We start from the raw sequence: 23,854 nt of genomic DNA, 5'->3' as shown, positions 1-23,854 counted from the left end.
GGGCTCATCCTCGCACCGGCCTTTCGAGCCGCGCAGCGCGCTGCGCACATCCCGACAAGTTCTCGTGCCAGGTGGATCCGGCCGCTCCGGAGCACCGTGTGCGCCGGGAACCGATCCACCGGCGCACCCGACTGCCTACCCTGTCGACCGGGACGTTCAACATGCGCGGACGGGGGATTTTCGTGGCGGCGGAGGAAACCGAGGCGATAACGGAGAACTGGCAAGTCAGTTTGCAGGAAAGACAGTTGGTGGCGCTTCTCACCTGCGCCATGGGTTTCTCCATGCTCCAGCTGTTCGTCCTCGGGGCCCTCGGCCCCCGCCTGGTGGCGGAGTCGGGCATCTCGCCCGCCGTACTGGGCCTGACGACGACCATCGGTTTCGGGACGGCGGCGGCACTTTCCCCGGCCGGCGGCCGGATCGTGGACCGGATCGGTCCGCGCCGGTCCCTGGTCGCCCTGCTGTTGCTCTCCGCCGCCGCGCTCGCCCTGATCGGCGCCGCACCCGGCACCGCCCTGCTGCTCTGCGCCGTCGCGGTGGGCGGCGTACCGCAGGCGCTGGCCAACCCGGCCACGAACAAGGCCGTCCTGCGGTCGGTACCGCCCGCGCGGCGGGCATCGGTGACGGGGATCAAACAATCCGGGGTCCAACTGGGAGCCTTCGTCGCCGGGTTGCCGCTGACGGTGCTCGCGGCCGGGATCGGCCTGCGGGGCGCCGTGTGGACCGCGGCCGGCACGGCCCTGCTGGCAGGCCTGTGGGCGCTGCGCACCCTGCCCGGCGACCCGCCCCCGGCTCCCGCCGTGCCGCACGGCCCGCTCGTGCCGCGCGGCATGGTGGCCTGGCTGGCCGTGTTCTCGCTCTTCCTGGGGGCCGCGATCGCCTCCGTCAACACCTACCTCGCCCTGTTCGGGGCGCAGCGGATGGGCTTCGGCCCGACCACGGCCGGGGCCCTCGTCGCGGTACTGGGCGTGGCGGGCATCGCCGGCCGCGTCGGATGGTCGAAGGCGGCCCGGCCCGGCCGCGCCGAACGGCTCCCGGGATGGCTCGCGTGCGGATCCGTCGCGGCGGCCGCCCTGCTGGGCGCCGCCCTCGTCGTGGGTCCACTGGTGTGGGTCGGAGCCGTGGCCGTGGGGGTGTTCGCCGTGTCCGGCAACGCCGTCTCGATGGTCCTCGTCGTGCAGCGGGCCGCGCCAGGCCGGGCGGGACAGGACTCGGCGCTGGTCGCCGCCGGGTTCTTTGCCGGATTCGCCCTGGGACCGCCCCTGTTCGGGCTCCTCGCGCAGAGCGGCCGGTACGGGGCCGGCTGGCTGCTGGTGGCCGCGGAGTTCGCGACGGCGGCAGCGGTCGCGTTCACCTGGGCCCGGCGCGACCGCGCGGGGCGTGTCGCGTGAGCACCCCCGAACCCGCTCGGCGGGCCGAGGAAGCGCTGCACCGCGTCCTGGACCGGGCCGCCGTCACCGGGGCGACCGTCGGCGACCGGTTCCCGCTCCACGCCGAGCCGACGGACGGCACCTGGACGACGACCCGCAACGGTTCCTGGACCGGCGGCTTCTGGGCCGGACTGCTGTGGCTCCGTGCCCGCTCCACCGGCGCCGCGACCGACCGGCGGGCGGCGTCCGCGTGGTCGGCCCGGCTGGCGCCCTGGGCGGAGGCCGACACCGCCACCCGCGGCCTGATCCTCTGGTACGGCACCACCGCGGCCGATGAGGATCCGGCCGCAGCCGCCCTGCGCGCCCGGGCCGCCCGCGCCTGCCTGTCGGCCTTCGACCCCGAACTCGGGATCGTGCCCTGGGGGGACGCGTTCGGCGGACCGCGGCTCCTGGCCAGGGCCGACGCCGTACCGGGGATGGTGCCCCTCCTCGCCTCGGCCGGCCCGGCCGGGGCAGCCGCCGCCTCGGCCCACCTGCACCGCCACCTGGACCTCTGCCTGGGCCCGGAGGACGCGGGACACCCCTTGGGGCCGTCCCGCGAACCCGAACACGGCGACGTGGCCGGCGATCCCCGCCGCGGCCCCGCCGCCCGCGACCCCCACGCCCCGCCGAGCCCCCCGCGCCCGCCCGCCTGGCGCTTCGACGGGGAGCCGGCGGGCTGGCGGCCCTGCGCGGAACCGGCGCCCGGCTGGAGCCGGGGCGACGCCTGGCTGCTCCTGGCGGTGGCCGATGCCCTGCTGCTCCCCGACGTCGCGGGCCACCGCCCCGGCCGGCTGGAAGCGGCCGCCCGCAGGCTCGCCGAGCCGGCCCTGCGGCCCGGGCCGCTCGTCCCCCCGGCCCGTGTCGGACGGCCGGACGACCCGCTCGACACGTCGGCGGCAGCCATCACCGCCGTCGCCCTGCTGAAGCTCGCCCGGTCACCCGGCCCCCGGGCCGCCCGGTACGCACACCGGGCGGAGGAGATCCTGGAGCACCTGGTGCGGGAGCACGTCACCGGTCCGGGGACCGGCAGACCGGCCGGCATGCTCCTGGACGGCTGCTACGACGCGGGCCGCGCCCTCGCCGTGCGGCACGAACTCATCTGGGGCGACTTCTTCCTGGCCCTGGGCCTGGCCGCCCGCAGCGGCCTCGTCGACCTCACCCACCCGTAAGGCCCGCGAGCCCGTGGGCGGGTGGGCCGCTCCGGCCGCTCCCTTCTTCCCGTGGCGTGTCGTGAAGGCCTCGCCCGGCCCGCGACGCCCGGCACCGCACCGCACCGCGCCGCAGGGCGGAGACGCCCGCCCACATCCGGTGGGCGGGCGTTCCTCCGCCTTGCGATGCACGGCACCCGACGCCGCGGGCCGCGCCCCCTCGGGCACCCGACGCCCCTTCACAACACGCCCGGGCCCCCGCCCCGCACGGCTCACCCCTCCGGGGCCGCCGGAGCGGGCCGTGTCCCGTCCCGCCCCGGGGCGTAGCCGCGCAGGACCCGGCGGGCCACCGACGTGACGTGCAGCTCGTCGGGGCCGTCGAGGATGCGGGCGGCCCGCCCGCTTCGGAAGAGGGCCGGCAGCGGGGTGTCCGGGCCGAGCCCGGCGGCGCCGTGGACCTGGATCGCGGAGTCCGTCACCTGTTGCAGCATGCGCGCCGCGGCGACCTTGGCCAGCCCCACCTCCGTACGGGCGTCCTGCCCGGCGGCGATCAGCGCGACCGCCTCGTGGGCCAGCAACCGGGCCCCGCGCAGCGCGAGCAGCGCTTCGAACACGTGCTGCTGGACCAACTGGTGCCCGGCGAGCGGGCCCCCGGTACCGCCGCGCCCGGCGGCCCGGGCGCACATGAGGTCGAAGGCGCGTCCCGCCTGGCCGATCCAGCGCAGGCAGCGCAGCGTACGGCCGAGTTGGAGCCGCTCACCGGCGATGGACAGGGCGTCGCCGCCCGCGCCGACGAGGTGGTCGGCCGGCACCCGGACCCGGTCCAGGCCGATCTCGTACTGCCCGGTCGCGCCGAGCACGGGGAGCTCCCGCAGGACGCGGAATCCCGCGGAGGCGGTGGGCACGAGCAACAGGGACAGCCCCTCACGGTCCCCGGGCGAGCCGCCCGTACGGGCCAGGACGGTCACCAGGTCGGCCCGCCCGGCGCCCGAGGTGAACCACTTGCGGCCGCTGACGAGCCAACTGCCGTCCGGGTTCCGTTCGGCGCGGGTGCCGGTCAGTGACGGCTCGCTGCCCGGGACGTCCGGCTCCGTCATGGCGTAGCAGGCCCGCAGCTCTCCCGAGACCAAGGCGGCGAGGTACTCCTCGCGGACCCGCGGCGCCCCGTGCCGGGCCAGCATCGTGACGTCGAGCAGAGGAGCGGAACCCATGGCGGCCGGCCCGTGGTCGCTCGCACCCTCCGCCTCGGCCAGCGCGGCGTACTCCCCGAAGGACAGCCCGCCGCCGCCGAGTTCCGCCGGGAGCGGCAGCGCCCACAGTCCGTCCTCCCGGGCCCGCGCCCGCAGGGAGGCGAGCGCGGCTTCCGCCGCCGCTCCGCCGGCGTCCAGCACCGTCTCGTACGGGATCACCCGCTCGGCGACGAACCGGGCGACCCTCTCCTGCAACCCCGTCGGGTGGGGGGCGGGGCATGCCGCTCTCCCGGTGGGGGCCTCCGGATCCGTCACTGCATTCCTCCTGTGTCCCGGGAACCCGTACGAACGACTGTCCGACTGTCTGTTCGTGGAACTGGTCGGGCGCACGCGCCACCGGGTTCCCGCTTCCCGCCGACACCCCGGCGCGGGCCACCGCCGCGCCAGGAGAGGAGAGGCATGGCGTCACCAGCAACCGCGCGGACGGACAGGCCGCTCGACACACTGCGCTTCGACACCTCGGGGCCCCCACGGATCGCGGGCGTCGTCGCCGAGCACCTGCGCGGACTCGGCGCGCGCCCCCACCCCACCGACGGCGCGCCGCCCTCGACCGGCCCGGCCCGGACGACCCTCGCCGGAGCCGACTTCGCGACGGCCCGCGCGCTCACCGCCTGGGGACCGCCCGGCAGCGGCCTCGTCGACGAGGCCACCGTCCAGGCCGCCACCGGGATCATGTCCGTGCACGGCCGCCGCGACGGCGCCCCGCGCGGCCTCGCGGTCGACTACGTCGCGACGGCCACCGCCGTCCTCACCGTCCAGGGCCTGCTCGCGGGGCTGGTGGGGCAGGCCCGTGGCGGCGCCGCCGCCGAGGTCACCACCACAGCGGACCGGGCCGGACTCCTCGCGGTGTCCCAGTACCTCGCCGCCACCGGGGCCGATGAGGCCGAAGCCGCCGAACTCGCCCCGGGAGGACCGCCCTTCACCTCCTGCGACGGGATCGTCTTCGAGCTGGAGACCCTCGACCCGCAAGCCTGGGCGGCGTTCTGGCGGGCCCTGGGCGCACCGGCCGACGCCCTGCGCGCCGGCTGGCGACCCTTCCAGTTCCGCTACGCCACGGCCTGCGCCCCCGTCCCGGCCGCCCTCCACACGGTGACGCGGGCCCACTCCATGCGGGCCGTCATGCGGGCCGCCGCCCTCTCCGGCGCCCAGGTGTGCCGCCTGCGCACCCTCGCCGAACGCGCCGGGGAGCACGACGGCGCCGCCCCCTGGTCGCTGGGCCCCCTGGACCCCGCCGCGGCCCCCGGCGCCGCACCGCCCCCGACCACCCCGGGGGCGGGCCCCGCTCCCGGCCGGCCACTCGCGGGACTGACGGTCCTGGAAGCGGGCCGCCGCATCCAGGCACCCCTCGCCGCCCACCTGTTGGGCCTCCTCGGAGCCGACGTCATCCGCATCGAACCGCCCGGCGGGGACCCGCTGCGCGGCATGCCGCCCGCCTGTTCGGGGGTCTCCGCGCGCTGGCTCGCCCTGAACCGGGGCAAGAGCGCCGTGGAGATCGACATCAAGGCCGCCGCCGGTCGCCGCCGACTGCGGGGACTGGTCTCGGCGGCCGACGTCTTCCTCCACAACTGGGCTCCCGGCAGGGCCTCCGCGCTCGGCCTGGACGCCGACGACCTCGCACCGGTCAATCCCGCACTCGTGTTCGCGTACACCGGAGGCTGGGCGGGGCGCCTCGACGACGCCCCCATGGGCACCGACTTCATGGTCCAGGCCCGCACCGGCGTCGGCGAGGCCGTCCGCCCCGAGGACGAAACCGCCGCACCCTCGCTGATGACCCTGCTCGACGTGCTCGGCGGGCTCCTCGGTGGCGAAGCCGTCCTCGCCGGCCTCCTGCTCCGGGAACGCACCGGCCGCGGCGTCCGGGTGGACTCCTCCCTCCTCGGGGCCGCCGACCTCCTGACCGCCCCGGCACTGCGCCGCGCCGCCCACGGCGGGAACCCCCGCATGCCCGCCGGGTTCCGCCGCCCGCTGCGCACCGAGGACGGCTGGGTGGCGCCCTCCGACGACGACGCCGAGGCCGCGGCCCGGGCCGCAGGCGACCTCCGCGACCGCTCCACGGCCGACGCCCTCACCCGTCTCCGCGAGGACGCCCTGTCCGCGACGGCCGTCACCACCGACCTGTCCGCCCTGCACGGCGACCCGCGCTTCACCGGCCCCATCGGCCGCGACCCGCACGGCGCCCCCGCAGTCCCCGACCCCTGGAGCTTCGCGTGACCGCCACCGGACCCGCCCTGCACGATCTGCTGCCCGCCGAACTGCGCCGCTCCTGGGTCGTCGACGGCACCTGCCCCGACCTCGACCTCTACAGCCTCTTCCGGGCCCGTCAGATCGCCGACCTGCACCGCACCGCCGTCCTCGACGCCAAGGGCGCCCTCTGCTACACCGCGCTCGACCGGAAGGTGCGATGTCTCGCCGCCGGTCTCAGAGCCCTCGGAGTCCGTCCCGGCGAGGTGGTCGGCGTGCAACTCCCCAACGACCGCGGCGCGGTCATCGCCGACCTGGCACTGGCCGCCCTCGGCGCGATCGCCCTGCCCTTCCCCGTCGGCCGGGGCACGCTGGAGGCCGAGTGCCTGCTGCGCCGGGCCGCCGCCGTGGCCGTCATCGCCGTGACCGACCACCGCGGCACACGGCACGCCGCCGACCTGCTCACCCTGGCGGACGCCCTGCCCGCCCTGCGCCACGTCATCGCCGCCGGCCCCGGGACCGCACCGGAGGGCACGGTGCCGCTCCGGGAGCTCATGCGGTCGGACCCCGGCGGCTTCGTCCCCGCCCGACCGGACCCCGACAGCGCCGCGCGGATCCTCGTCTCGTCCGGTTCGGAGGCCGAACCGAAGATGGTCGCCTACTCGCACAACGCCCTGGCCGGCGGGCGCGGCAACTTCCTGGCCTCCCTCATCCCGGACCGCGCCGTGCCGCCGCGCTGTCTGTTCCTCGTACCGCTCGCGTCGGCGTTCGGCTCCAACGGCACCGCCGTGACGCTGGCCCGGCACGGCGGCACCCTCGTCCTGCTCGACCACTTCACCCCGGACGCCGCGATCGAGGCGGTGCGCGCGCACGAACCGACGCATGTCCTCGGCGTCCCCACCATGATCCGCATGATGCTCGAACGCCTCGACGCGACGGGCGGGCAACTGCCCGCGCCCACCGCCCTGGTCCTCGGTGGAGCGCCCCTCGACGAGACCACGGCGGCCGCCGCGGCGAAGGCCTTCGGCTGCCCGGTCGTGAACCTCTACGGGTCGGCGGACGGCGTCAACTGTCATACGGGTCTCGCGCACACGGTTCCGCCCACCGACGGCGGGGGAGTCATCGCCGGCCACCCCGACCCCCGCGTCGCGGAGATCCGCATCGCCGACCCGGACACCCACGCACCCCTGCCCGAAGGGGAGTTGGGGGAGATCATCTCGCGCGGCCCGATGACCCCGCTGTGCTACGTCGCGGCCCCCGAACTCGACGCCCGCTACCGCACCCCCGACGGGTGGGTCCGGACCGGCGACCTCGGCTTCCTCGACCCCGAGGGGGCCCTGCACGTCGTGGGTCGACTCAAGGACATCGTCATCCGCGGCGGAGCCAACATCAGCCCCGCCGAGGTGGAACGCCAACTCACCTCGCACCCGGACGTGCGGGACGTGGTCTGCGTCGGAGTTCCCGACCCGCTGATGGGGGAGCGGCTCGCGGCCTGCGTCGTGGCCCGCGGAGCCCGCCGTCCCACGCTCGCCTCGCTCGCCGAGCACCTGACCGCCCGCGGTCTGGGACGGTCCAAGCACCCCGAACGGCTCCTGATCGTCCGGGAACTGCCGCTGACGGCGGCCGGGAAACCCGATCGCGCCGCACTGTGCCAACTCCTGCTCGCGGATCGGGCCATGGACAGGGACGACGAGGGCGACACGGTCCCGCTCGCGCAGGCGGGATGACACGAAGGGCCCGGCGGCCGATCGGCCGCCGGGCCCCGGGAACGCTCCTCGTCCCGGACGGGGTTCAGGAACCGGACATGGCCTTCTTCAACTCGGCCGCGGCGTTCCGGTACACCGGCAGGAGATCGAGGTCCTCTCCCGGATAGTTCACGATCGTCACCTGCTTGGCCCCCGAGTCGGGCAGCACCGTACCGGTGGACATGTGCGCGTTGTCCAGGACGAGCGCCGGCTTCTTCGCGGACAGTTCGGCGAGCTGGGCCGGGGTCACCGCCTCCGGCCCGTAGGTACCCACCGTCGTGGCCCCCGCCAGCTTCGCCGACCAGCCGGTGAAAACCTGCGTCACGACCGAGGGGCTCCGGCCGGCCGGCCAGGCCGCCCGGACCTCCTCGTTCAACCGCGCGTAGGAGGTGTCGAACCCGGCCTTCCAGCGCGAGGCCGCTTCCTCCGTACCGAAGAGCCGGCTCAGCTCGTCCACCTCGGCGCGCACCGCGTCCGGGTCGTTGTCGAGGTTGACCTCGACCAACTTGGCCTTGGAGCCGGCCGCCTCCTTGATCTTCGCCGCGTACGGCTCGAAGGGCGCGTACAGCACGAAGTCGGCCCGGGCCACCGCGGCGAGGTCGGAGGGCTTCGGATCGTAGTCCGGGGCGTGGTGCACGGATTGCGGCACGATCACCTTGATGTCCTCGGCGCCGGCGGCCTTGGCGAACGCGCCTTCCCACGTGGTCGTGACGACCACGACCGGCTTCCCGCCGCCGGACGGCGCGGCCTCCCCCGCGGAACCACCGCTTCCGCAGCCGGCGCTCAACAGGAGGGCCCCGCTCAGTGCGAGGAGGGAAGGGACTCGGGCGAGCTGGTGGGGCGCCATGAGCTGATTCTCCGTTCGGGGATGAGGTGCACGGCGAGGACGACTGCCCCCGCCGTCAGGACGAGGACCGGGCCGGGGGGCCAGTCCAGCCACAGGGCCAGGACGAACCCGGTCAGGTTCACCACGACGCCGATGCCGACCGCCCACAGGGTGATCGACTTCAACGAGCCGCCCAGCCGGCGCGCGGCCAGCGCCGGCAGCAGCGTCAGGGCGTCGACGAGCAGGGCCCCGGTGAGTTTGATCGCCCCCGCCACGGCCACCGCCACCAGGACCAGGAGCGCCACGGTCAGGGCCCGTACGGGAACCCCCGAGCATGCGGCGAGCTCGCGGTCGTACAGGAGCAGCCCGATCTCGCGCCGACGCCACCAGAACAGCCCGGGCACCAGCACGGCCAGTGCGCCCAGGACGACGAGGTCGGCGGGTCCCACGGACAGGATCGAGCCCCACAGCAGGGCGAACGCCCCGGACGCGTTGACCCCCGACACGGCCAGGAGGAGGAGCGCCGCCGCGATGGCCAGGCTCATCAGCAGCCCCATGGCCCCGGACAGGCCGTCCGGCGTCCGGGCCAGCGGGGCGACCCCCACTCCGGCGAGGGCGCACGCGACGAGCGCGCACAGCATCGGGTCCAGGCCCGTCAGCAGGCCGACCGCGATGCCGAGCAGGGCCACGTGCATCATCGCGAACCGCACGGGCATGATGTCGAGGCCCACGATCACCACCCCGATGACCGGCAGCCCGACCGCGGCCAACAGCAGCGCCAGGCCGGCCCGTTGGACGGCCAACAGCCCGAGCAGTTCACCGAGGTCGGCGCCGGCGAGGGTCACCGGACCTCCCGCAGGCGGCCCGCGGCCATCTCCAGCACCCGGTCGCACCGCCCGGCCATCGCCCGGTCGTGCGTCACCACGATCAGCGTGACGGGCAGCGACGTGAGGACGTCGGCCGCCCGGGACTGACCGTCGAAGTCGAGGGCCGCGGTCGGCTCGTCCGCGAGGACCACCTGCGCCCCGGCGGCCACGCAGCCGATCGCCCGGGCGAGGTACATGCGCTGCAACTGGCCGCCGGACAGGGTGTGCAGGGGCCGTTCGGTCAGCGCGCCCACCCCGAGCCGGTCGGCGGCCTCCGCGGCCTCCGCCCCGGCGGCGCCGGCGGCGAGGAGCTCCGATCCCAGGAGCGGGAACCGGCCGGCCGCCGGTTTCTGCGGGATCCAGGCGCAGGCCCGCCGCCGCCAGGCCCACTCCGCGGCCGAACCGGTGCCCCGGCCGCCGACCAGGATCGAACCCGTCACCTGGCGGTGCAGCCCGAGCACGGCCCGCAGCAAGGTGGTCTTGCCGGAACCGTTGGTCCCGGTCAGCGCCACCCGCTCGCCCGCCGCGACCTCCAGGTCCACGTCGGCGACCGCCTCGACCCGTCCGTGCCGGCAGGCCACTTCCCGCATCCGTACGTCCAACCCGCCCATCGCGCGTTCCTCGATCCTCCGTAGCAGGGAGTGGGCCGGGCCGGGTGTCCGCCCTCCCACACCCCAGGAGTCGGACGCCGGGCACACCGGGTTCCCGCCACCCGCCCGCGGATCGCGCGCATCCGGCCGAAACCGTACGGGCCCCGCCCCGCGGACCGGGCCGGGCTACGGCCAACCCATCTCGGAGTACGCCTCACCCCGTCCGATCGCCTCGATCGCGACCCGCGCGTACGGAACGATCGGTTCGGGGAGGTCGGCCGGATCGTGCCAGGACCACTCCAGGCACTTGTCCGGCTCCCGGACCTCCGGGACGCCCGACCAGGCGTGCGCCCGGAACACCATCTGCATACGGGGCGGTCCCCCCGCACCCGGGTGAAGTACGTGGACGGTGTGCACGAGCTCGACGTCCCCGGCCGCGATCGAGAGCCCGGCCTCCTCCATGGCCTCCCGGATCAGACAGCCCAGGGCGCCCTCGTCCTCGCAATGGCCCGCCAGGAAGTGGTGGCTGCCGCCCGCGTAACCGACGTCGGGGTGGCGCAACCCGAGCAGGATCCGGCCGTCCTCGCGCCGCAGGTACAGGTGCACTCCGACAATGTTGGGCCGGGCCCCGCCGTACTCCCGGGCAGCCACCGGGGCGTCACGGCGCGCGGGAACCTCGGCGGAGCCCGCGGCGGCGGGCGCGTCGGTGGGTGTGTCGGTCATCCGGTTCTCCTCCGGGTGGGCGGCCTGGCCGTGAGCCTCCGACGATGCCGTGGAGCGCGGCACCCCGCGGGCCGTTCGCGGTGCGCGGCACCCGAAAGGGGACCGCCGTCGTTCCCCGTCGCTCCCGGCCCTGTGGTCATTCGGGAGGCAGCGGTATCCTCCTCGTCATCCCTACCCGAGACCGGAGCACCGTGATGTTGGCGCACGAGTACGGCTACCAGGTGTTGCCCGGTACGGCCCTGGAGACCCCCGGGGTCGAGGAGGTGCTGCGGCGTCGCGAACGGGGTTCCATCCGGGCGGTGTCGGCCCTCACGGCGGAGATCGCGCTGCTGGTCGCCGTCGTGCTGCTCGTCGGCCCGACGTCCACGGCGGCCGTGGTGACCGCGGCGGTGTTCGCCCCCGTCCTCGTGGTGACGGCGGGCCTGTGGCTCCTCTGGCGCAGGGCCCGCCGCAAGGAACGGCTCGCCATGAGCACCTACGGCTGGCAGGTGTGGCCCTGCCGTGCGCAGGAGGTTCGAGTGGTCGCCGGTGAGGGGCGGCGCGCACAGGGTCGACGGTGGGGGACGGACGGTCGCGTCGTCCTGCTGGGACCGGACGGCAGCAGCCACTGCTCGTTCCCGCAGCCCTGGGACGGCTGGGACGGGCCGAGCGTGACGCCCCGACAGGACTCCGACCGTATGTGGTTCGCGGGCGACCCCCGATTCGGGGGCATGCTCGCGGCGCCCGGCGGCCTTCCGTTCCGCTACGTCGTCCGCACCACCCCGGGCACGCGCCGCGGCTCCGCCGCCGAGGACGAGGCGGCCCGCCGCAGCGGTCTCATGCCGCGCCGTTGGACGCCCCGCTCCTGACGCCGCAGCAGGTCCCGATGTCCTGAGTACGCGCACTCAGGACATCGGGACCAGGGGGCTGCGACCGTCGAGCCATGGAAGAGAAGACCCACCGCGTCGTGGGCAGGGCCCTCACCGGCGCTTTCACCGGGTTGCTCGCGACGGTCCTGTGGCGGTCGGCGACGTACGCGGACGAACAGGCCTGCGCGGGACAGCGTGTCCCTCTGCATACCGGGCTACGGCTTCGCGGGGCTGGGCCTGTGGCTGGTCCTGTGCCCCCTGGTGTTCTTCCTGGCGCTGCGGCCCCTGGGCGTCGTGCCGCGCGGGTCCGCGGTCGCCGCGTGCTTCTTCCTCCAGGGCTGCACGCCGGCGGTGCTCGTCCCCCTGTCGGTGCGGGAGTACCCCGATACGTCGGTGGTGAAGGTGGCCCTGCTCGCGCTGGGACCCGCCCTCGTCGCCGTCTGCACGGTCCCTCCGTGGCGCCGGGTGGGCGGGGCGGGTTTGGGCGTGGGCGTGACGTACCTCGCCCTCCTCTACGCGACGGCGTCCTGACCCCGCCGACGTGCCGGTGGCGACGCCCCCGACCGACGGCTCAGGAGATCGCGTACCACTGGCTGGCCCAGCCGGTGTTGATGGTGCTGGTGGACTGGTCGGCGAGGTTCACGGAGGTGGGGAGCGAGGTCTGTCCCGTCAGCAGGGTGCTGTAGCGCAGCTCCGGAGGAGTGAGACCGGCGTTGACGGAGATGCCCGCCCCGGTCGCCTTCAGGGTGAGGGCGTTGGTGGCCCAATTGCCGTTCAGCAGCAGGGCGATGAAGTAGGTGCCGGGAGCCGCGGTGAACGGCTTGGTGAGGGGCAGCGGCTTGGCGATCGCGTCCGTCATCAGCAGGGGCGAGACATCCGCCGTCGACGAGAGCAGGGAGCCGCGGGCGTCGTACACGCCGAGGTAGCAGTTCGACAGCTGCGCGTTCGGATCCACCCCGGCGAGGCCCAGCCAGATGTTCGACCAGGTGATCTGCTCGCGCAGGACGATCCGCACCAGCGTGACCCGGCCGCCCACCCCGGCCGCCGACTGGGCCGTGACGTGCCCGGCGTCGTTGGGGTCGCCGGTCCAGGCCAACAGGTTCTGGTCCCGGGGGAGCGGCCCGTCGAACCCGGCGCCGCCCCGCGCGGCCGACGGCGCGGGCGTCGGAGCCGCGGAACTCTTCGCCGCGCCCGGTCCGTCGCCCTGCGCCGTACAGCCGGTCAGGACGAGCAGCGTCGACAGGACGGCGGCCAGACCGGCCGTGACGGTGGTGGTGCGGGTGCGCATGGTCCCCCCATGACGTGCGTGTGTGTCGGGGGACATGGTCACACGGCTCCGCGAGGGCCCGGCCACCGGATCCGCGCGGTACGCGGACCCCGATCGATGGGCTATCGTTGATCTTGTGCTCGCGGCCGTGATCCACGGCGGTGGGAACTCGCGTTGGTGGTCCAAGGAAAGACACCCCACTTCCCGTGGGGGAATGCAGGTGCAAGGCCTGCCCAGCGCTCGATCCAAGGCCCCGGCCTCCTCAAGGAGACCGGGGCCTTCGTGCGTCCGGGACGGGGGCGAGCCGGATGGGCTCGCCCGTGCCTCAGACGGTGCGGTGCATGCCGACGGAGGCGGGCGTGGTCAGGCGGAACCCGTACTTCGCGTACAGGTGGCGGGCGTCACCGTCGGCGATCAGCGAGACGTACGCGCCGTCCGGGGCCCGCTGCTCCAACTCCCGGACCAGCTCCTCCATGATCCGTTTGCCCAGGCCCCGGCCCTGGTGCTCGGGCAGGACGCACATGTCGACGATCTGGAAGAAGCACCCCCCGTCGCCCACGACCCGGCCCATCCCGACCGGTTCGCCACCGTGCAGCACGGTCACCCCGTGCCAGGTTCCGGGCAGTCCGGCACGGGCCATCGCGGGCGTCTTGGGGCTCAGTCCCGATCCGGACCGCAGCCTGAGGTAGACCTCCACCGAGGGGGTTTCGGCCTGCAATGTGTAAGAGTCACTAGTAGTGGTCACCTGCTACATGCTACGGACGACGCCCGACGATCACCAAGCGCGCCCGCCCGGGCAGGGCGGTGGGCCGGTGACCGTCGGGGACGCCGGTCAGGCGCCGACGTACGCCGCGAGGTGCTGACCGGTGAGGGTGGAGCGGTCCGCGACGAGGTCCGAGGGGGTGCCCTCGAAGACGACCCGGCCGCCGTCGTGACCGGCACCCGGACCCAGGTCGATGATCCAGTCGGCGTGCGCCATCACGGCCTGGTGGTGTTCGACGACGATGACGGACTTCCCCGACCCGACGAGCCGGTCGAGCAACCCGAGGAGCTGCTCGACATCGGCGAGGTGCAGGCCGGCGGTGGGTTCGTCGAGGATGTAGACGCCCCCCTTCTCCGCCATGTGGGTGGCCAGCTTCAGCCGCTGCCGCTCGCCGCCCGACAGGGTCGTGAGGGGCTGACCGAGGCTGAGGTAGCCGAGGCCGACGTCCGCCAACCGCTCCAGGATCCTGTGCGCGGCGGGCGTGCGCGCCTCGCCCGCACCGAAGAACTCCTCGGCCTCCGTCACCGACATCGCCAGCACCTCGCTGATGTCACGGCCGCCGAGGCGGTACTCCAGGACCGACGCGTCGAACCGCTTGCCCTCGCACTCCTCGCAGGTGGTGGCGACACCGGCCATCATCGCCAGGTCGGTGTAGATGACGCCGGCGCCGTTGCAGTTCGGGCAGGCGCCCTCGGAATTCGCGCTGAACAACGCCGGCTTCACACCGTTGACCTTGGCGAACGCCTTGCGGATCGGATCGAGCAACCCCGTGTACGTCGCCGGGTTGCTGCGCCGCGAGCCGCGGATCGCACCCTGGTCGATGGACACCACGCCCTCGCCCGCGGCCCCCGGATGCCTCGGCAACGAACCGTGCACGAGCGAGCTCTTGCCGGAACCGGCGACCCCGGTGACGACGACGAGCACGCCGAGCGGGATGTCCACGTCGACGTCGCGCAGGTTGTGCGTCGCCGCGCCCCGGATCTCCAGGGTGCCGGTCGGCTTGCGCACGCTCTCCTTGAGCGCGGCCCGGTCGTCGAAGTGGCGCCCGGTGATCGTGCCCCCGTTCCGCAGTCCCTCCACGGTGCCCTCGAAGCAGACGGTGCCGCCGCCCGCGCCGGCGCCGGGTCCGAGGTCGACGACGTGGTCGGCGATCGCGATCGTCTCCGGCTTGTGCTCGACGACCAGTACCGTGTTGCCCTTGTCGCGCAGCCGCAGCAGCAACGCGTTCATCCGCTGGATGTCGTGCGGGTGCAGACCCGTGGTGGGCTCGTCGAAGACGTAGGTGGTGTCGGTCAGGGACGAGCCGAGGTGGCGGATCATCTTGACGCGCTGCGCCTCACCGCCCGACAGGGTGCCCGAGGCGCGGTCGAGCGAGAGGTAGCCGAGCCCGATCTCCACGAACGAGTCGAGGGTCTGCCGGAGCGTCGTGAGCAGCGGCGCCACCGAGGGCTCGTCGAGGCCCGCGACCCAGACCGCGAGGTCGCTGATCTGCATCGCGCACGCCTCCGCGATGTTGATCTTCTTGATCTTCGAGGACCGCGCGCCCTCGCTGAGTCGGGTGCCCCCGCACTCGGGACAGGAGGTGAAGGTGACGGCCCGGTCCACGAACGCCCGGATGTGCGGCTGCATCGCCTCCCGGTCCTTGGACAGGAACGACTTCTGGATCTTCGGGATGAGTCCCTCGTAGGTGAGGTTGACGCCCTCGACCTTCACCTTGGTCGGCTCCCGGTACAGGAAGTCCTGCATCTCCTTCTTCGTGTACTTGCGGATCGGCTTGTCCGGGTCGAGGAAGCCCGATTCCGCGTACAGCCGGACGGTCCACCAACTGTCCGACTTCCAGCCGGGAATGGTGAACGCTCCCTCGGAGATCGACTTGGTGTCGTCGTACAGCTGGGTGAGGTCGATGTCGGACACCGATCCCCGGCCCTCGCAGCGCGGGCACATGCCGCCGGTCCGACTGAAGGTCTGCTTGACGGTCCTGGTGCCCGCGCCCCGCTCGACCGTGACGGCGCCGCTCGCCCGGACTGAGGGCACGTTGAAGGAGTACGCGTTCGGCGAGCCGATGTGGGGCCGCCCGAGGCGGCTGAAGAGGATGCGCAACATCGCGTTCGCGTCGGTGGCGGTGCCCACGGTGGAACGCGGGTCGGCCCCCATCCGCTGCTGGTCGACGATGATCGCGGTCGTCAGGCCTTCGAGCACGTCGACCTCCGGCCGAGCCAGGGTCGGCATGAACCCCTGCACGAAGGCGCTGTACGTCTCGTTGATCAGCCGCTGGGACTCCGCGGCGATCGTGCCGAACACGAGCGAGCTCTTGCCCGATCCGGAGATGCCGGTGAACACGGTCAGCCGGCGCTTCGGGAGCTCGACGCTGACATCCTTGAGGTTGTTCACACGCGCGCCGTGGACGCGGATCAGGTCGTGACCGTCGGCAACGTGCGACGCGGACGCCGGGGCGTCCGACCTCTTGGCCTTGCTCATCGTGTCTCCCTGCTGGTGCGTACGGGGCCTGCGGCGCGGACCCCGTCGGCCCCGGGCGCGGCGCCGGCGTTCATGACCGTCACGTTAGCCCGGGCGGGCCGAGCGGGGCTTCTCGATTCGTGACCGGTCGCGGACGGGTTCCCGGGACGCGCGACGGGCTCCCGCGGGCCGTGCGAGGGTGGGATCATGACCATCGAGGTTCGTCCGGCCTCGGTCTTCGCCGACGTCCGGACCCTGCTCGGCCCGAAGTCGGCCACCGCCAATGTGTGCTGGTGCCTGAGCTACCGCATCCCGTCGAGGCTCAACAACGAGCTGCGCGGCCCCGCCCGCGGCGAACACGTCGCCGAGCTCTGCCGTGCGCAGGTTCCTCCCGGGGTCCTCGCCCACGACGGCGACGAGCCGGTCGGGTGGGCCGCCGTGGCACCCCGCGCGGACACCTCTTTCGCCCGCAGCCGCACGATTCCGCAGGTGGACGACCTGCCGGTGTGGTCCTTGTGGTGCATCCGGGTCCGGCCCGGCCACCGCGGGAAGGGCATCTCGCACGCCCTCATCGCCGGCGCCGTCGCCTTCGCCCGCGCCCATGGGGCGCCGGCGGTCGAGGCCTACCCGCTCGACAGCGGGGAGGCTCGGGTCGATCTCACGATGGCGTACCCGGGGATCCGGAAGAACTTCGAGCGCGCGGGGTTCTCGCACGTCGCCGACACCACCTCGGTGCTGGCGGGCCACCCGAGGATCCTGATGAGGCTCACCCTCCGGTGACCGATATGCCTGATTTATGCATATTCTGGGAGTGGCGGCCGATGAGTGGTAGCGGCCTCCCGGCCGCCGGGCCCGGCCCGGGGCACACACCCCTCCCCGTTTTCTGTGTCCCGTGGGCCGGGTTTTCCCGTGCGCGGCCCACGGCTGCACCCTGCCGAGCTCGTCCCTCACGGCACGGCGGCGGGGCCCCGACTCGTCGAGTCGGGGCCCCGCGCGAAGGCCTGTCGGCCGGAATGCTCGTCGGTCGGGATTACAGGGGGCGGCCGAACGGACCGCCGATGCCGTAGTAGATCCCGATCTCCTCGCGGTACTGCGGGCTCGTCAGGTGCTGGTCCCGGTGGAACTCGGGGGCGTCCTTGACCTGCGCCCGTGTCCGGTCCACGTAGATCCGCTCCTCGTCCGCGTTGATGCTGATCACCGTGCTCGCGGGGAGCAGCACCTCCTTGCCGAAGATCCAGACGCCGGTGTCGACCACCAGGTAGGCGTCGCCGGCCTCGTCGTTGTGCTTGTCGACCTTGCCGATGCTTCCGTCCGTGGCCTCGACCTTGTAGCCGGACAGATCGGCGCCCGTGAGGTGGCCCGACGTCGAACGGTAGTTCCACATGTTCTCGGTCACGCGAAAACAACTCCTCCGGTTTGCTGGTGCGGCCGAACTCCCGCCGCGCCCGTGTATCGGTGGTCCTTCGAAACGATGTCCATCCGTTCCGAGTCCTCGCTTGCCCGGGGTGTTGGGTCGTACACGTCGCGTCCGACGGAAATCCGAAAGTTCGAAGGCTCGGACAGGGGGGCGGCGACGGAGGGGCGTGGGGGAGGTCAGTCGACCTGGAGTTCGCCCATCCGGCTCCAGCCGACGGCGCCTTCGATGGTGGTGCTGACGATGTCCGGCGTACGGGCGACCAGCGGGCGCATGGTCTCCAGGGCGGTGCGGAAGTGCTCCGACGTGACGTGGGCCTCCGCCGCGTCGTCCCGGAACGCCTCCACGAGGACGTACGTGTCGGGTTCCTCCAGGCTGCGGGACCACTCGAACCACAGGTTCCCGGGCTCGGCCCGGGTGGCGCGGGTGAAGTCGGAGACCAGCTCGGGCCACTGGTCGACGTATGCGGGCTTGACGGCGAATTTCACCACAATGAAGATCATTTGGTCATTGTAGGCGGGGACGTCAGTGCATCCACTTCCGCCGCGAACAGTAGGGCCGGGTCCAGTCCCATGCCGGTGAAGTGGCCCGCCAGTTCCAGGGAGAGCGCGCCGTGCAGGCGGCTCCAGAAGGCCAGGGCCGTGCGGAGGGCGGCCGGCGCGGCGTCCGGATGGTCGGCGGCCCATTCCCGGTGCCCGGCCAGGTGCGCGTCGAGGTCGTGGGCCCCGACCCCGGTACCGGTCCCGGGATCCGTTCCGGCGTCGCCCCCGACGGCCGTGGCGCAGGCGTCCAGCAGGACGGACATCATCTCCGACGCGATCACGGTGACGTCGTCCGGAGCGTGGTAGCCGGGGATGGGGGTTCCGTAGATGAGGAAGTAGCGGTGCGGGTCCTCCAGGGCCCAGCCACGCAGGGCCGCCGCCAGCCGGGCCAGACGCTCCCGACCGGTGCCGCCGTCGGTCACGGCGGCGAAGGTGTCGGCGAGGCTGCGGTACGCGTCCGTGACGAGCTCCGTGATCAGTTCGTCGCGGCCGGCGAAGTACCGGTAGAGCGCGGGTCCGCTCATGCCCATCTGCTTGGCGATCGCGTTGAGCGACAGGGCGGAGGCGCCGGACCCGGCGATCTGCTGCCAGGCCTTCTCCTTGACCTCGGTGCGGACCTGCTGGCGGTACCGCTCGCGCGGGGTCGTGGTGCTTCCGGTCATGGCCGTCGCCTCTCCATCCAGTCGTTGGTTAGAACGTATCACCAACGACATGACCTATCGCGTTCGATGGGGGCCATCGCTTGACAGTGCCGCTGTGGACCTTCACTCTGGTTATAGCTTCTAACGAACACGAGAAGCGCTAACACACGGGAGATCTGCATGAACACCGCCGAGCGCGTCGAGGTCCTGCTGCCTGGCAAGGTCGAGCCGGAAGGGCTGGAACTGCACCGCGGGCCCGTGCCGCGGCCCGGTGCGGGACAGCTGCTGATCGCCATGGAGGCGACCGGCGTGTCCTTCGCGGAGCAGCAGATGCGCCGCGGTCGCTACTACGACCAGCCCGATTTCCCGTTCGTCCCCGGCTATGACCTGGTGGGAACCGTGCAGGCCGCCGGACCGGGCGCGGACCCGGACCTGCTCGGCAGGAGGGTGGCCGTCATGACGAAGACCGGGGGCTGGGCCAGCCATGTCGTGGTGGACGCCGACGACGCGGTGGAGGTGCCCGTGGGCGTCACCGCCGCGGAGGCGGAGACCGCGGTCGTCAACGGCATCACGGCCTGGCAGATGCTCCACCGCAAGGCCGGGGTCCGCGCCGGGGGCACCGTCCTCGTCCACGGGGCCAACGGCGGCGTCGGATCGATACTGGTCCAACTGGCGCGCGCCGCGGGAATCCGGGTGATCGGCACCGCGTCCACCCGCCACCACGACGCGCTGCGGGCCCTCGGCGTCGAACCGGTCGACTACCGCTCGGGCAACGTCGCCGCCCGCGTCCGCGCACTCGCTCCCGCGGGGGTGGACGCGGTCTTCGATCACGTCGGCGGCGACGGGATCATCGACTCCTGGCGGCTCCTGGCCCCCGGCGGGACCCTCGTCTCGTACGGCAGCGCCGCCACCCGGGACGACGAGGGATCCGGCTCCTGGCCCGTCCTGCGGCTCCTGGGTCGGGTGTGGTGGTGGAACGCACTGCCCAACGGTCGCAGCGCCTACTTCTTCAACGTCTGGGCCGGCCGCGCCTACGCCAAGGACCGCTTCCGGGCCCGCCTGCGCTCCGACCTCACCCAGGTGTTCGCGGCCCTCCAGCGCGGCGACATCACCGCGAAGGTGGCCGCCGAGATCCCGCTCGCCCGCGCCGCCGAGGCGATGCGCCTGGCCGAATCCGGCACCGTCGCCGGCAAGGTCGTCCTCGTGCCCTGAGGTGCGGGTGGTCCACCTCAACGCCCTTGCTCACCTCGGGGTTTCGGGGCTCGTGGGCCCGTCGGCCCGAAACCCGCCGCCCGCGCCCCCGCCCCGTCGGTCCGTGCTCCTCGGCCCGACCGGCCATGTGCGTGACGTTTGACCCGGGTTGTCCCTGATCCGATCCTGCGGGCTTCCTTAAGGGAACGTGAAGTACCCCTTCCAGGCGCTCCTTTGGCTGATCACCGCCCTAGTCTCGAACGCACCACCCCCTCCCCTCTCTCTGTGAGGTGCTAAAGGCATGAGTCGCAGCCGAACTCCCGCAACGCCGTCCCGGACCGACGCACGACGGAAGAAGACGGTGCGCACCCGCATCGTGCTGTCCGTCACCGCGGCGTCGGCGGCCGCGGCGGTCGCGGTCGGCGTCGCCGTGGCCGACTCCGACGGCGGCGCACGTGTGGACCGTGCCGACGGAACCTCCGGTCGGCAGGCCGCGACGACGGCCCCCGGTGACGTTCCCGGCGGCAGCGGGGCGTCGGCGTCCCCCACCTCCACCCCGGCCTCTCCCTCCCCCTCCTTGAGTGCCGAGGCCGCCGCCGCGACGGGCTCGCTGCCCCCCGCGCCGCCCACGGCGGACGCCGCCGACTCCACCGCCCCCGCCAAGCCCACGGCAGCGGCCGACGCGACCCCGCCGGCCAAGCCGAAGGCTCCCGAGACCCGCAAGCCGACGCGTACGACCGCCCCCACCGGGGGCGGCGGTACCTCGGGCGGCTCCGGCGGCACCTCCGGCGGAAGCGGCGGGTCGGGCGGATCCGGTGGCAGCACCTCCGGGGACTCCGAGTCCGCCGTCCTCGCACTGGTCAACAAGGAGCGGGCCACGGCCGGCTGCGGCCCGCTGACCGCGAACTCCAAGCTGAACGCCGCCGCCAGGGCGTACAGCGACACCATGGCGAGCAGCGGCGTCATGTCCCACACCGGGCCCGACGGGTCCACCATGACCAGCCGGGTGGAAGCCGCCGGCTACGCCTGGTCCCGCCTGGGCGAGAACATAGCCCGCGGTCAGGCCGACGCCGACGCGGTCATGAAGGCGTGGATGAACAGCTCCGGTCACCGGGCCAACATTCTCAACTGCGCGTTCCGGGAGATCGGCATAGGCGTGCACAAGGGCGACGGGGGCCCTTGGTGGACGCAGAACTTCGGCGCGCCGAAGTAGGAAGCGTCCCGGCGGCCGTCAAGCCCCCAGGTACGGCCGCCGCGCGGCAGACGTCCCCCGACCCGATCACGGGCCGGGGGACGTCTGCGTTCGCGCGGCCCCGTCCGCCCGGTGGTCCGGGTGCGGGGCCGCGCACGAGGGCACGGCCGGTGCGGAAGGGGGGAGGCGGTGACGGGAGGCCCGAGCCGTCGGCCACTATGGGGCCGTGCCCCGAATTCCGCGCTACCTGTTCATATGGCTGTCGTGCACGGCCACCAGCGTGACCGCCGTGCTCGCCACCGTCCAGTTCGTGGTCGGCTCGACCCGGCACACGCCCCCGGTCGCCCGGTCCGCCCCGACCGTCGTCGAGTCCCCGCCCGCCTGGGAAGCGGTGACGGCCCCGTCGAGCGGCCCGCCGTCCCCCTCCGCTTCCGTGTCACCGTCCGGGAGCGGCTCGCCCTCCGCGTCGGAGCGGCCGTCGCCCTCGGCGTCCCCCTCCTCCACGCCGAAGGCCCCGCCGGCCACCACCCGGGCTCCCGCGCCCAAGCCCGCCGTCGACTGCCAGGAGGGCGGCCCGGGGCTGCACACCATTCCCTCGCAGGGCGGCAGGGCGACGGTCCGCTACGGCGCCCGTGGCGTGTGCCTGATCTCGGCGGTTCCCGGCCGGGGCTTCAAGGCGACCACGTCACAAACCTCCGACGACACCCTCACGGTCACGTTCAGCGGCGGGGACCACCGGTCGGTCATCACGGCGACCGTCGACCCGGTGGCGAAGGCGAGCGTCCGCGAAACGTCGTTCTGACCACGGCCCCACGGCCCCACGGCCCCAACGCCCACCGCCTCAGCGCACCGCCGATCCATCGCCGCACCGACCGGCCCCGCACCGCTCACCCCACCGCGCTCCCCGACCCCCGCCGCCCGGCACGTGAGCGGCCCCGCCGCGCCCGATCCGCACCATCCGCCTCTCCCGTCACCTTCGCCCCAGTGGCGGCATACGCACGCCGATCGACGGGTTCCGCCGAAGCGGAAGATGAGCTCTTCCTTAGGGCAACCTCAAGATCGGACCGGGACGCCCCACGAGTCGCCGCCGAGCCCTAGGCTCGCGTCAGCCGAGCGGCCTCGGCCTGCCGGGCGTGACGGCCCGGAGATCCGTCGGGCCGCTGGTTTCACCGAGTCGGGAGGCGTCGCCGTCCCTCCCGCCGTCCGAACCGTGCCTTGGGGTGTCTTCGCCATGAGTCCTCGCCCGCTCCGATCCGTCCGCGCCCACCGGGACGCACAGCCGGGAACCCCCGCCCGTCCCGCGGCGCGCCTGCCGCTGGTCGCCGTGGCCGTGCTCGCCGCGGGGCTGACCGCAGCCTGCGGTACGTCCTCGCCGCCCGTCGGCGCCGCCGCCGCGTCCGTCGCCGGATCGTCCCCGCAGACCCCGTCCTCCGACACCCCGTCCTCCGAAAGCCCGTCGGTCGACGCCTCCGTGTCGGCGTCCGCGTCCGGGCCTGCGTCCCCGAGCACGTCGCCCCCGGCCGCGCCCTCCACTTCCGCGAGCACCCCGGCCGGCTCCTCGCCGACCCCGTCCAGGACCAGGACGGCCACCCCCACCCGCGCCCCCTCCCAGCCGCCCCGGACCTCCGCCGCCCCCGCGCCCGCCCGGATACCCGGGCCCGGCTACGACAGTTCGGTCGGACAGGCGCAGGTGGACGCCGCGTTGCGCGCGGCCAAGGCCGACGGGAGGATGGTCCTCCTCGACTTCGGCGCCAACTGGTGCGGCAACTGCAAGGCGGCCGACAAGGTGTTCGCCCAGCCGCAGACGGCGGCCCTCCTCGGGGAGTCGTACCACCTGGTCAAGGTCGACATCGGTGGCAGCAGCTCCGCGGCCTCCGCGCTCCTGGGCAAGTACAGCCCCGGGGGCGGCAGTTACAAGATGCCCGTCCTGGTGGTCCTCTCGCCGTCCGGGACGGTGCGCACCGACACCCACACCACGGGCAATCCGCCCCTGACCGCGGAGGGCATCAACTCCTTCCTGCGCCGGTGGGCGTCATGAGACGGCCGCGCACGAACCCGTCCCGCCGGGTGTGGCGCGTCCGTCGGGCACGCACCGCCGCAGCCCTCCTCGCCCTGACCGCGCTCACCGCCTGCGGCGGACAACCCTCGACGGCGGACGCCCCCGCGCCCGTGACCCGCTTCACCCGGAACGGTGTCACCGTCACCCTCTCCGTGTCCGACTGGCACGCCTCGAAGGGCACCCTGACCGCCGTGTTCACTCCGGAGGACGGCTTCCACCTCTACAGCACGGACCTGCCGGCCACCGGCATCGAGGGCGTGGGCAGGCCCACCGCGATGAACGTCACCGGAGCCCTCGCCGCGGAGGGCGGGCCGAAGGCCGCCGCCGAGGTGCGCGACATCACCCTGCCCGGCGTCGACGCACCCGTTCCCGTCTACCCGGACGGCCCGGTCACCGTCGCCCTGCCCGTCCGCGCCGACGCCGACGGGGCGGCGACCGTCCTGTTCGGTTACGCGAGCTGCAGCACCCGGGAGGGCTGCACCATCCCGGTCACCGACCATCCCGTGCACCTGCGCGTCACCGGCGACGGGCCGACGCTCGCCGCGCCCTGACCCGTGGCGCGGCGATGGTCCGGGTACCGCCCGCCGGGCGCCCGCCGGCTGCCCACAACCTCCCGCGGCCCAGGGCCTGTCGTCGAACTCCCGTCTGCCTCGCGGTGTCCGGCACGCACTCCCGCCGCGCCGGGCGGGGAGAAAAAGAAAACCCAAAACAAAAGCGGCCCCAAAAACACACAAGGCAAAAA

At 73.8% G+C, this 23,854-nt stretch carries 23 protein-coding genes; 12 read left to right on the top strand and 11 right to left on the bottom strand.

Going from position 1 to position 23,854, the window contains the following annotated elements:
* Positions 1 to 248: 248 nt before the first annotated feature.
* Together ACZ58N_RS00115 and ACZ58N_RS00110 are read left to right on the top strand one after the other, a co-directional pair.
* Entirely contained in the window at positions 249 to 1,388 is a 1,140-nt protein-coding gene (locus tag ACZ58N_RS00115) for an MFS transporter (protein ID WP_471153614.1), read from the top strand.
* Positions 1,385 to 2,578, top strand: coding sequence for a sugar ABC transporter permease (locus ACZ58N_RS00110; protein ID WP_471153612.1), 1,194 nt, complete (start codon positions 1,385 to 1,387; stop codon positions 2,576 to 2,578). The genes ACZ58N_RS00115 and ACZ58N_RS00110 overlap by 4 nt, the downstream gene beginning before the upstream one ends.
* A gap of 251 nt (positions 2,579 to 2,829) precedes the next feature.
* Here ACZ58N_RS00110 and ACZ58N_RS00105 read toward each other — a convergent pair whose 3' ends face one another.
* A complete protein-coding gene (locus ACZ58N_RS00105; RefSeq protein ID WP_471153610.1) occupies positions 2,830 to 4,062 on the bottom strand; it encodes an acyl-CoA dehydrogenase family protein in 1,233 nt (410 codons plus the stop codon).
* Between the two features lie 144 nt (positions 4,063 to 4,206).
* Here ACZ58N_RS00105 and ACZ58N_RS00100 point away from each other — a divergent pair, with 144 nt between their 5' ends.
* Together ACZ58N_RS00100 and ACZ58N_RS00095 are read left to right on the top strand one after the other, a co-directional pair.
* Positions 4,207 to 6,018: a CoA transferase gene (locus tag ACZ58N_RS00100; protein WP_471153608.1), complete on the top strand. Its 1,812-nt coding sequence runs from the start codon at positions 4,207 to 4,209 to the stop codon at positions 6,016 to 6,018.
* On the top strand, positions 6,015 to 7,715 hold the full coding sequence (locus tag ACZ58N_RS00095; protein ID WP_471153607.1) for a class I adenylate-forming enzyme family protein: 1,701 nt from the start codon (positions 6,015 to 6,017) through the stop codon (positions 7,713 to 7,715). The genes ACZ58N_RS00100 and ACZ58N_RS00095 overlap by 4 nt, the downstream gene beginning before the upstream one ends.
* A gap of 64 nt (positions 7,716 to 7,779) precedes the next feature.
* Here the strand turns inward: ACZ58N_RS00095 and ACZ58N_RS00090 are convergent, their stop codons facing one another.
* From ACZ58N_RS00090 to ACZ58N_RS00075, 4 genes are all read right to left on the bottom strand, one after another.
* Positions 7,780 to 8,580, bottom strand: coding sequence for a metal ABC transporter solute-binding protein, Zn/Mn family (locus ACZ58N_RS00090; protein WP_471153605.1), 801 nt, complete (start codon positions 8,578 to 8,580; stop codon positions 7,780 to 7,782).
* Complete coding sequence (locus ACZ58N_RS00085) at positions 8,535 to 9,404, bottom strand: metal ABC transporter permease (protein WP_471153602.1); 870 nt, start codon at positions 9,402 to 9,404, stop codon at positions 8,535 to 8,537. Before ACZ58N_RS00085 ends, ACZ58N_RS00090 begins: the two co-directional genes overlap by 46 nt.
* Positions 9,401 to 10,036: an ATP-binding cassette domain-containing protein gene (locus ACZ58N_RS00080; RefSeq protein WP_471153599.1), complete on the bottom strand. Its 636-nt coding sequence runs from the start codon at positions 10,034 to 10,036 to the stop codon at positions 9,401 to 9,403. Before ACZ58N_RS00080 ends, ACZ58N_RS00085 begins: the two co-directional genes overlap by 4 nt.
* A gap of 165 nt (positions 10,037 to 10,201) precedes the next feature.
* Complete coding sequence (locus tag ACZ58N_RS00075; RefSeq protein ID WP_471153597.1) at positions 10,202 to 10,738, bottom strand: NUDIX hydrolase; 537 nt, start codon at positions 10,736 to 10,738, stop codon at positions 10,202 to 10,204.
* 194 nt (positions 10,739 to 10,932) lie between these two features.
* Here ACZ58N_RS00075 and ACZ58N_RS00070 point away from each other — a divergent pair, with 194 nt between their 5' ends.
* Both ACZ58N_RS00070 and ACZ58N_RS00065 read left to right on the top strand, forming a co-directional pair.
* Positions 10,933 to 11,586, top strand: a complete 654-nt coding sequence (locus tag ACZ58N_RS00070) for a hypothetical protein (protein WP_471153595.1) — start codon at positions 10,933 to 10,935, stop codon at positions 11,584 to 11,586.
* Positions 11,587 to 11,781: 195 nt separating this feature from the next.
* Positions 11,782 to 12,117 carry a hypothetical protein gene (locus ACZ58N_RS00065; RefSeq protein ID WP_471153592.1) on the top strand — a complete coding sequence of 112 codons (336 nt, stop codon included), beginning with the start codon at positions 11,782 to 11,784 and terminating at the stop codon, positions 12,115 to 12,117.
* Between the two features lie 40 nt (positions 12,118 to 12,157).
* On the opposite strand, the gene ACZ58N_RS00060 is transcribed toward ACZ58N_RS00065, so the two are convergent.
* The 3 genes from ACZ58N_RS00060 to ACZ58N_RS00050 form a co-directional block, all read right to left on the bottom strand.
* Positions 12,158 to 12,874, bottom strand: coding sequence for a hypothetical protein (locus ACZ58N_RS00060; RefSeq protein WP_471153590.1), 717 nt, complete (start codon positions 12,872 to 12,874; stop codon positions 12,158 to 12,160).
* A 304-nt stretch (positions 12,875 to 13,178) separates the two neighbouring features.
* A complete protein-coding gene (locus ACZ58N_RS00055) occupies positions 13,179 to 13,598 on the bottom strand; it encodes a GNAT family N-acetyltransferase (protein WP_471153589.1) in 420 nt (139 codons plus the stop codon).
* 87 nt (positions 13,599 to 13,685) lie between these two features.
* The gene (locus tag ACZ58N_RS00050) at positions 13,686 to 16,094 is read right to left on the bottom strand and encodes an ATP-binding cassette domain-containing protein (protein ID WP_471153587.1); all 2,409 of its coding nucleotides are present in this window, start codon (positions 16,092 to 16,094) and stop codon (positions 13,686 to 13,688) included.
* A 186-nt stretch (positions 16,095 to 16,280) separates the two neighbouring features.
* Here ACZ58N_RS00050 and ACZ58N_RS00045 point away from each other — a divergent pair, with 186 nt between their 5' ends.
* Positions 16,281 to 16,853 carry a GNAT family N-acetyltransferase gene (locus ACZ58N_RS00045; RefSeq protein ID WP_471153585.1) on the top strand — a complete coding sequence of 191 codons (573 nt, stop codon included), beginning with the start codon at positions 16,281 to 16,283 and terminating at the stop codon, positions 16,851 to 16,853.
* Between the two features lie 250 nt (positions 16,854 to 17,103).
* On the opposite strand, the gene ACZ58N_RS00040 is transcribed toward ACZ58N_RS00045, so the two are convergent.
* The 3 genes from ACZ58N_RS00040 to ACZ58N_RS00030 form a co-directional block, all read right to left on the bottom strand.
* Entirely contained in the window at positions 17,104 to 17,469 is a 366-nt protein-coding gene (locus ACZ58N_RS00040) for a PRC-barrel domain-containing protein (protein WP_471153583.1), read from the bottom strand.
* Between the two features lie 197 nt (positions 17,470 to 17,666).
* Positions 17,667 to 17,990 carry a putative quinol monooxygenase gene (locus ACZ58N_RS00035; protein WP_471153581.1) on the bottom strand — a complete coding sequence of 108 codons (324 nt, stop codon included), beginning with the start codon at positions 17,988 to 17,990 and terminating at the stop codon, positions 17,667 to 17,669.
* Positions 17,987 to 18,691, bottom strand: a complete 705-nt coding sequence (locus ACZ58N_RS00030) for a TetR/AcrR family transcriptional regulator (RefSeq protein ID WP_471153578.1) — start codon at positions 18,689 to 18,691, stop codon at positions 17,987 to 17,989. Before ACZ58N_RS00030 ends, ACZ58N_RS00035 begins: the two co-directional genes overlap by 4 nt.
* Positions 18,692 to 18,850: 159 nt before the next feature.
* Between ACZ58N_RS00030 and ACZ58N_RS00025 the strand changes: the two genes are divergently transcribed.
* From ACZ58N_RS00025 to ACZ58N_RS00005, 5 genes are all read left to right on the top strand, one after another.
* A complete protein-coding gene (locus ACZ58N_RS00025; protein WP_471153576.1) occupies positions 18,851 to 19,882 on the top strand; it encodes a medium chain dehydrogenase/reductase family protein in 1,032 nt (343 codons plus the stop codon).
* A 280-nt stretch (positions 19,883 to 20,162) separates the two neighbouring features.
* Complete coding sequence (locus ACZ58N_RS00020) at positions 20,163 to 21,074, top strand: CAP domain-containing protein (protein WP_471153574.1); 912 nt, start codon at positions 20,163 to 20,165, stop codon at positions 21,072 to 21,074.
* A gap of 205 nt (positions 21,075 to 21,279) precedes the next feature.
* Positions 21,280 to 21,855, top strand: a complete 576-nt coding sequence (locus ACZ58N_RS00015; RefSeq protein ID WP_471153572.1) for a hypothetical protein — start codon at positions 21,280 to 21,282, stop codon at positions 21,853 to 21,855.
* 429 nt (positions 21,856 to 22,284) lie between these two features.
* On the top strand, positions 22,285 to 23,091 hold the full coding sequence (locus tag ACZ58N_RS00010; protein WP_471153570.1) for a thioredoxin family protein: 807 nt from the start codon (positions 22,285 to 22,287) through the stop codon (positions 23,089 to 23,091).
* Positions 23,088 to 23,663 (top strand): hypothetical protein, encoded by a 576-nt coding sequence (locus ACZ58N_RS00005; RefSeq protein WP_471153567.1) that lies wholly within the window; start codon positions 23,088 to 23,090, stop codon positions 23,661 to 23,663. Before ACZ58N_RS00010 ends, ACZ58N_RS00005 begins: the two co-directional genes overlap by 4 nt.
* The last annotated feature ends 191 nt before the right edge of the window (positions 23,664 to 23,854 follow it).

This window comes from Streptomyces sp. NPDC040432, from assembly GCF_055595445.1.
Note: the sequence above shows the minus strand (reverse complement) of the source record. Positions and strands in the feature narration are given on the sequence as shown.

Bases quoted from the DNA above. Each gene is read 5' to 3' on its own strand.
- ACZ58N_RS00030 (WP_471153578.1), bottom strand. From the start codon at position 18,691: ATGACCGGAAGCACCACGACCCCGCGCGAGCGGTACCGCCAGCAGGTC.
- ACZ58N_RS00025 (WP_471153576.1), top strand. From the start codon at position 18,851: ATGAACACCGCCGAGCGCGTCGAGGTCCTGCTGCCTGGCAAGGTCGAG.
- ACZ58N_RS00060 (WP_471153590.1), bottom strand. From the start codon at position 12,874: ATGCGCACCCGCACCACCACCGTCACGGCCGGTCTGGCCGCCGTCCTG.
- ACZ58N_RS00080 (WP_471153599.1), bottom strand. From the start codon at position 10,036: ATGGGCGGGTTGGACGTACGGATGCGGGAAGTGGCCTGCCGGCACGGA.
- ACZ58N_RS00045 (WP_471153585.1), top strand. From the start codon at position 16,281: ATGACCATCGAGGTTCGTCCGGCCTCGGTCTTCGCCGACGTCCGGACC.
- ACZ58N_RS00050 (WP_471153587.1), bottom strand. From the start codon at position 16,094: ATGAGCAAGGCCAAGAGGTCGGACGCCCCGGCGTCCGCGTCGCACGTT.
- ACZ58N_RS00020 (WP_471153574.1), top strand. From the start codon at position 20,163: ATGAGTCGCAGCCGAACTCCCGCAACGCCGTCCCGGACCGACGCACGA.
- ACZ58N_RS00010 (WP_471153570.1), top strand. From the start codon at position 22,285: ATGAGTCCTCGCCCGCTCCGATCCGTCCGCGCCCACCGGGACGCACAG.
- ACZ58N_RS00090 (WP_471153605.1), bottom strand. From the start codon at position 8,580: ATGGCGCCCCACCAGCTCGCCCGAGTCCCTTCCCTCCTCGCACTGAGC.
- ACZ58N_RS00075 (WP_471153597.1), bottom strand. From the start codon at position 10,738: ATGACCGACACACCCACCGACGCGCCCGCCGCCGCGGGCTCCGCCGAG.
- ACZ58N_RS00070 (WP_471153595.1), top strand. From the start codon at position 10,933: ATGTTGGCGCACGAGTACGGCTACCAGGTGTTGCCCGGTACGGCCCTG.
- ACZ58N_RS00005 (WP_471153567.1), top strand. From the start codon at position 23,088: ATGAGACGGCCGCGCACGAACCCGTCCCGCCGGGTGTGGCGCGTCCGT.
- ACZ58N_RS00035 (WP_471153581.1), bottom strand. From the start codon at position 17,990: ATGATCTTCATTGTGGTGAAATTCGCCGTCAAGCCCGCATACGTCGAC.
- ACZ58N_RS00100 (WP_471153608.1), top strand. From the start codon at position 4,207: ATGGCGTCACCAGCAACCGCGCGGACGGACAGGCCGCTCGACACACTG.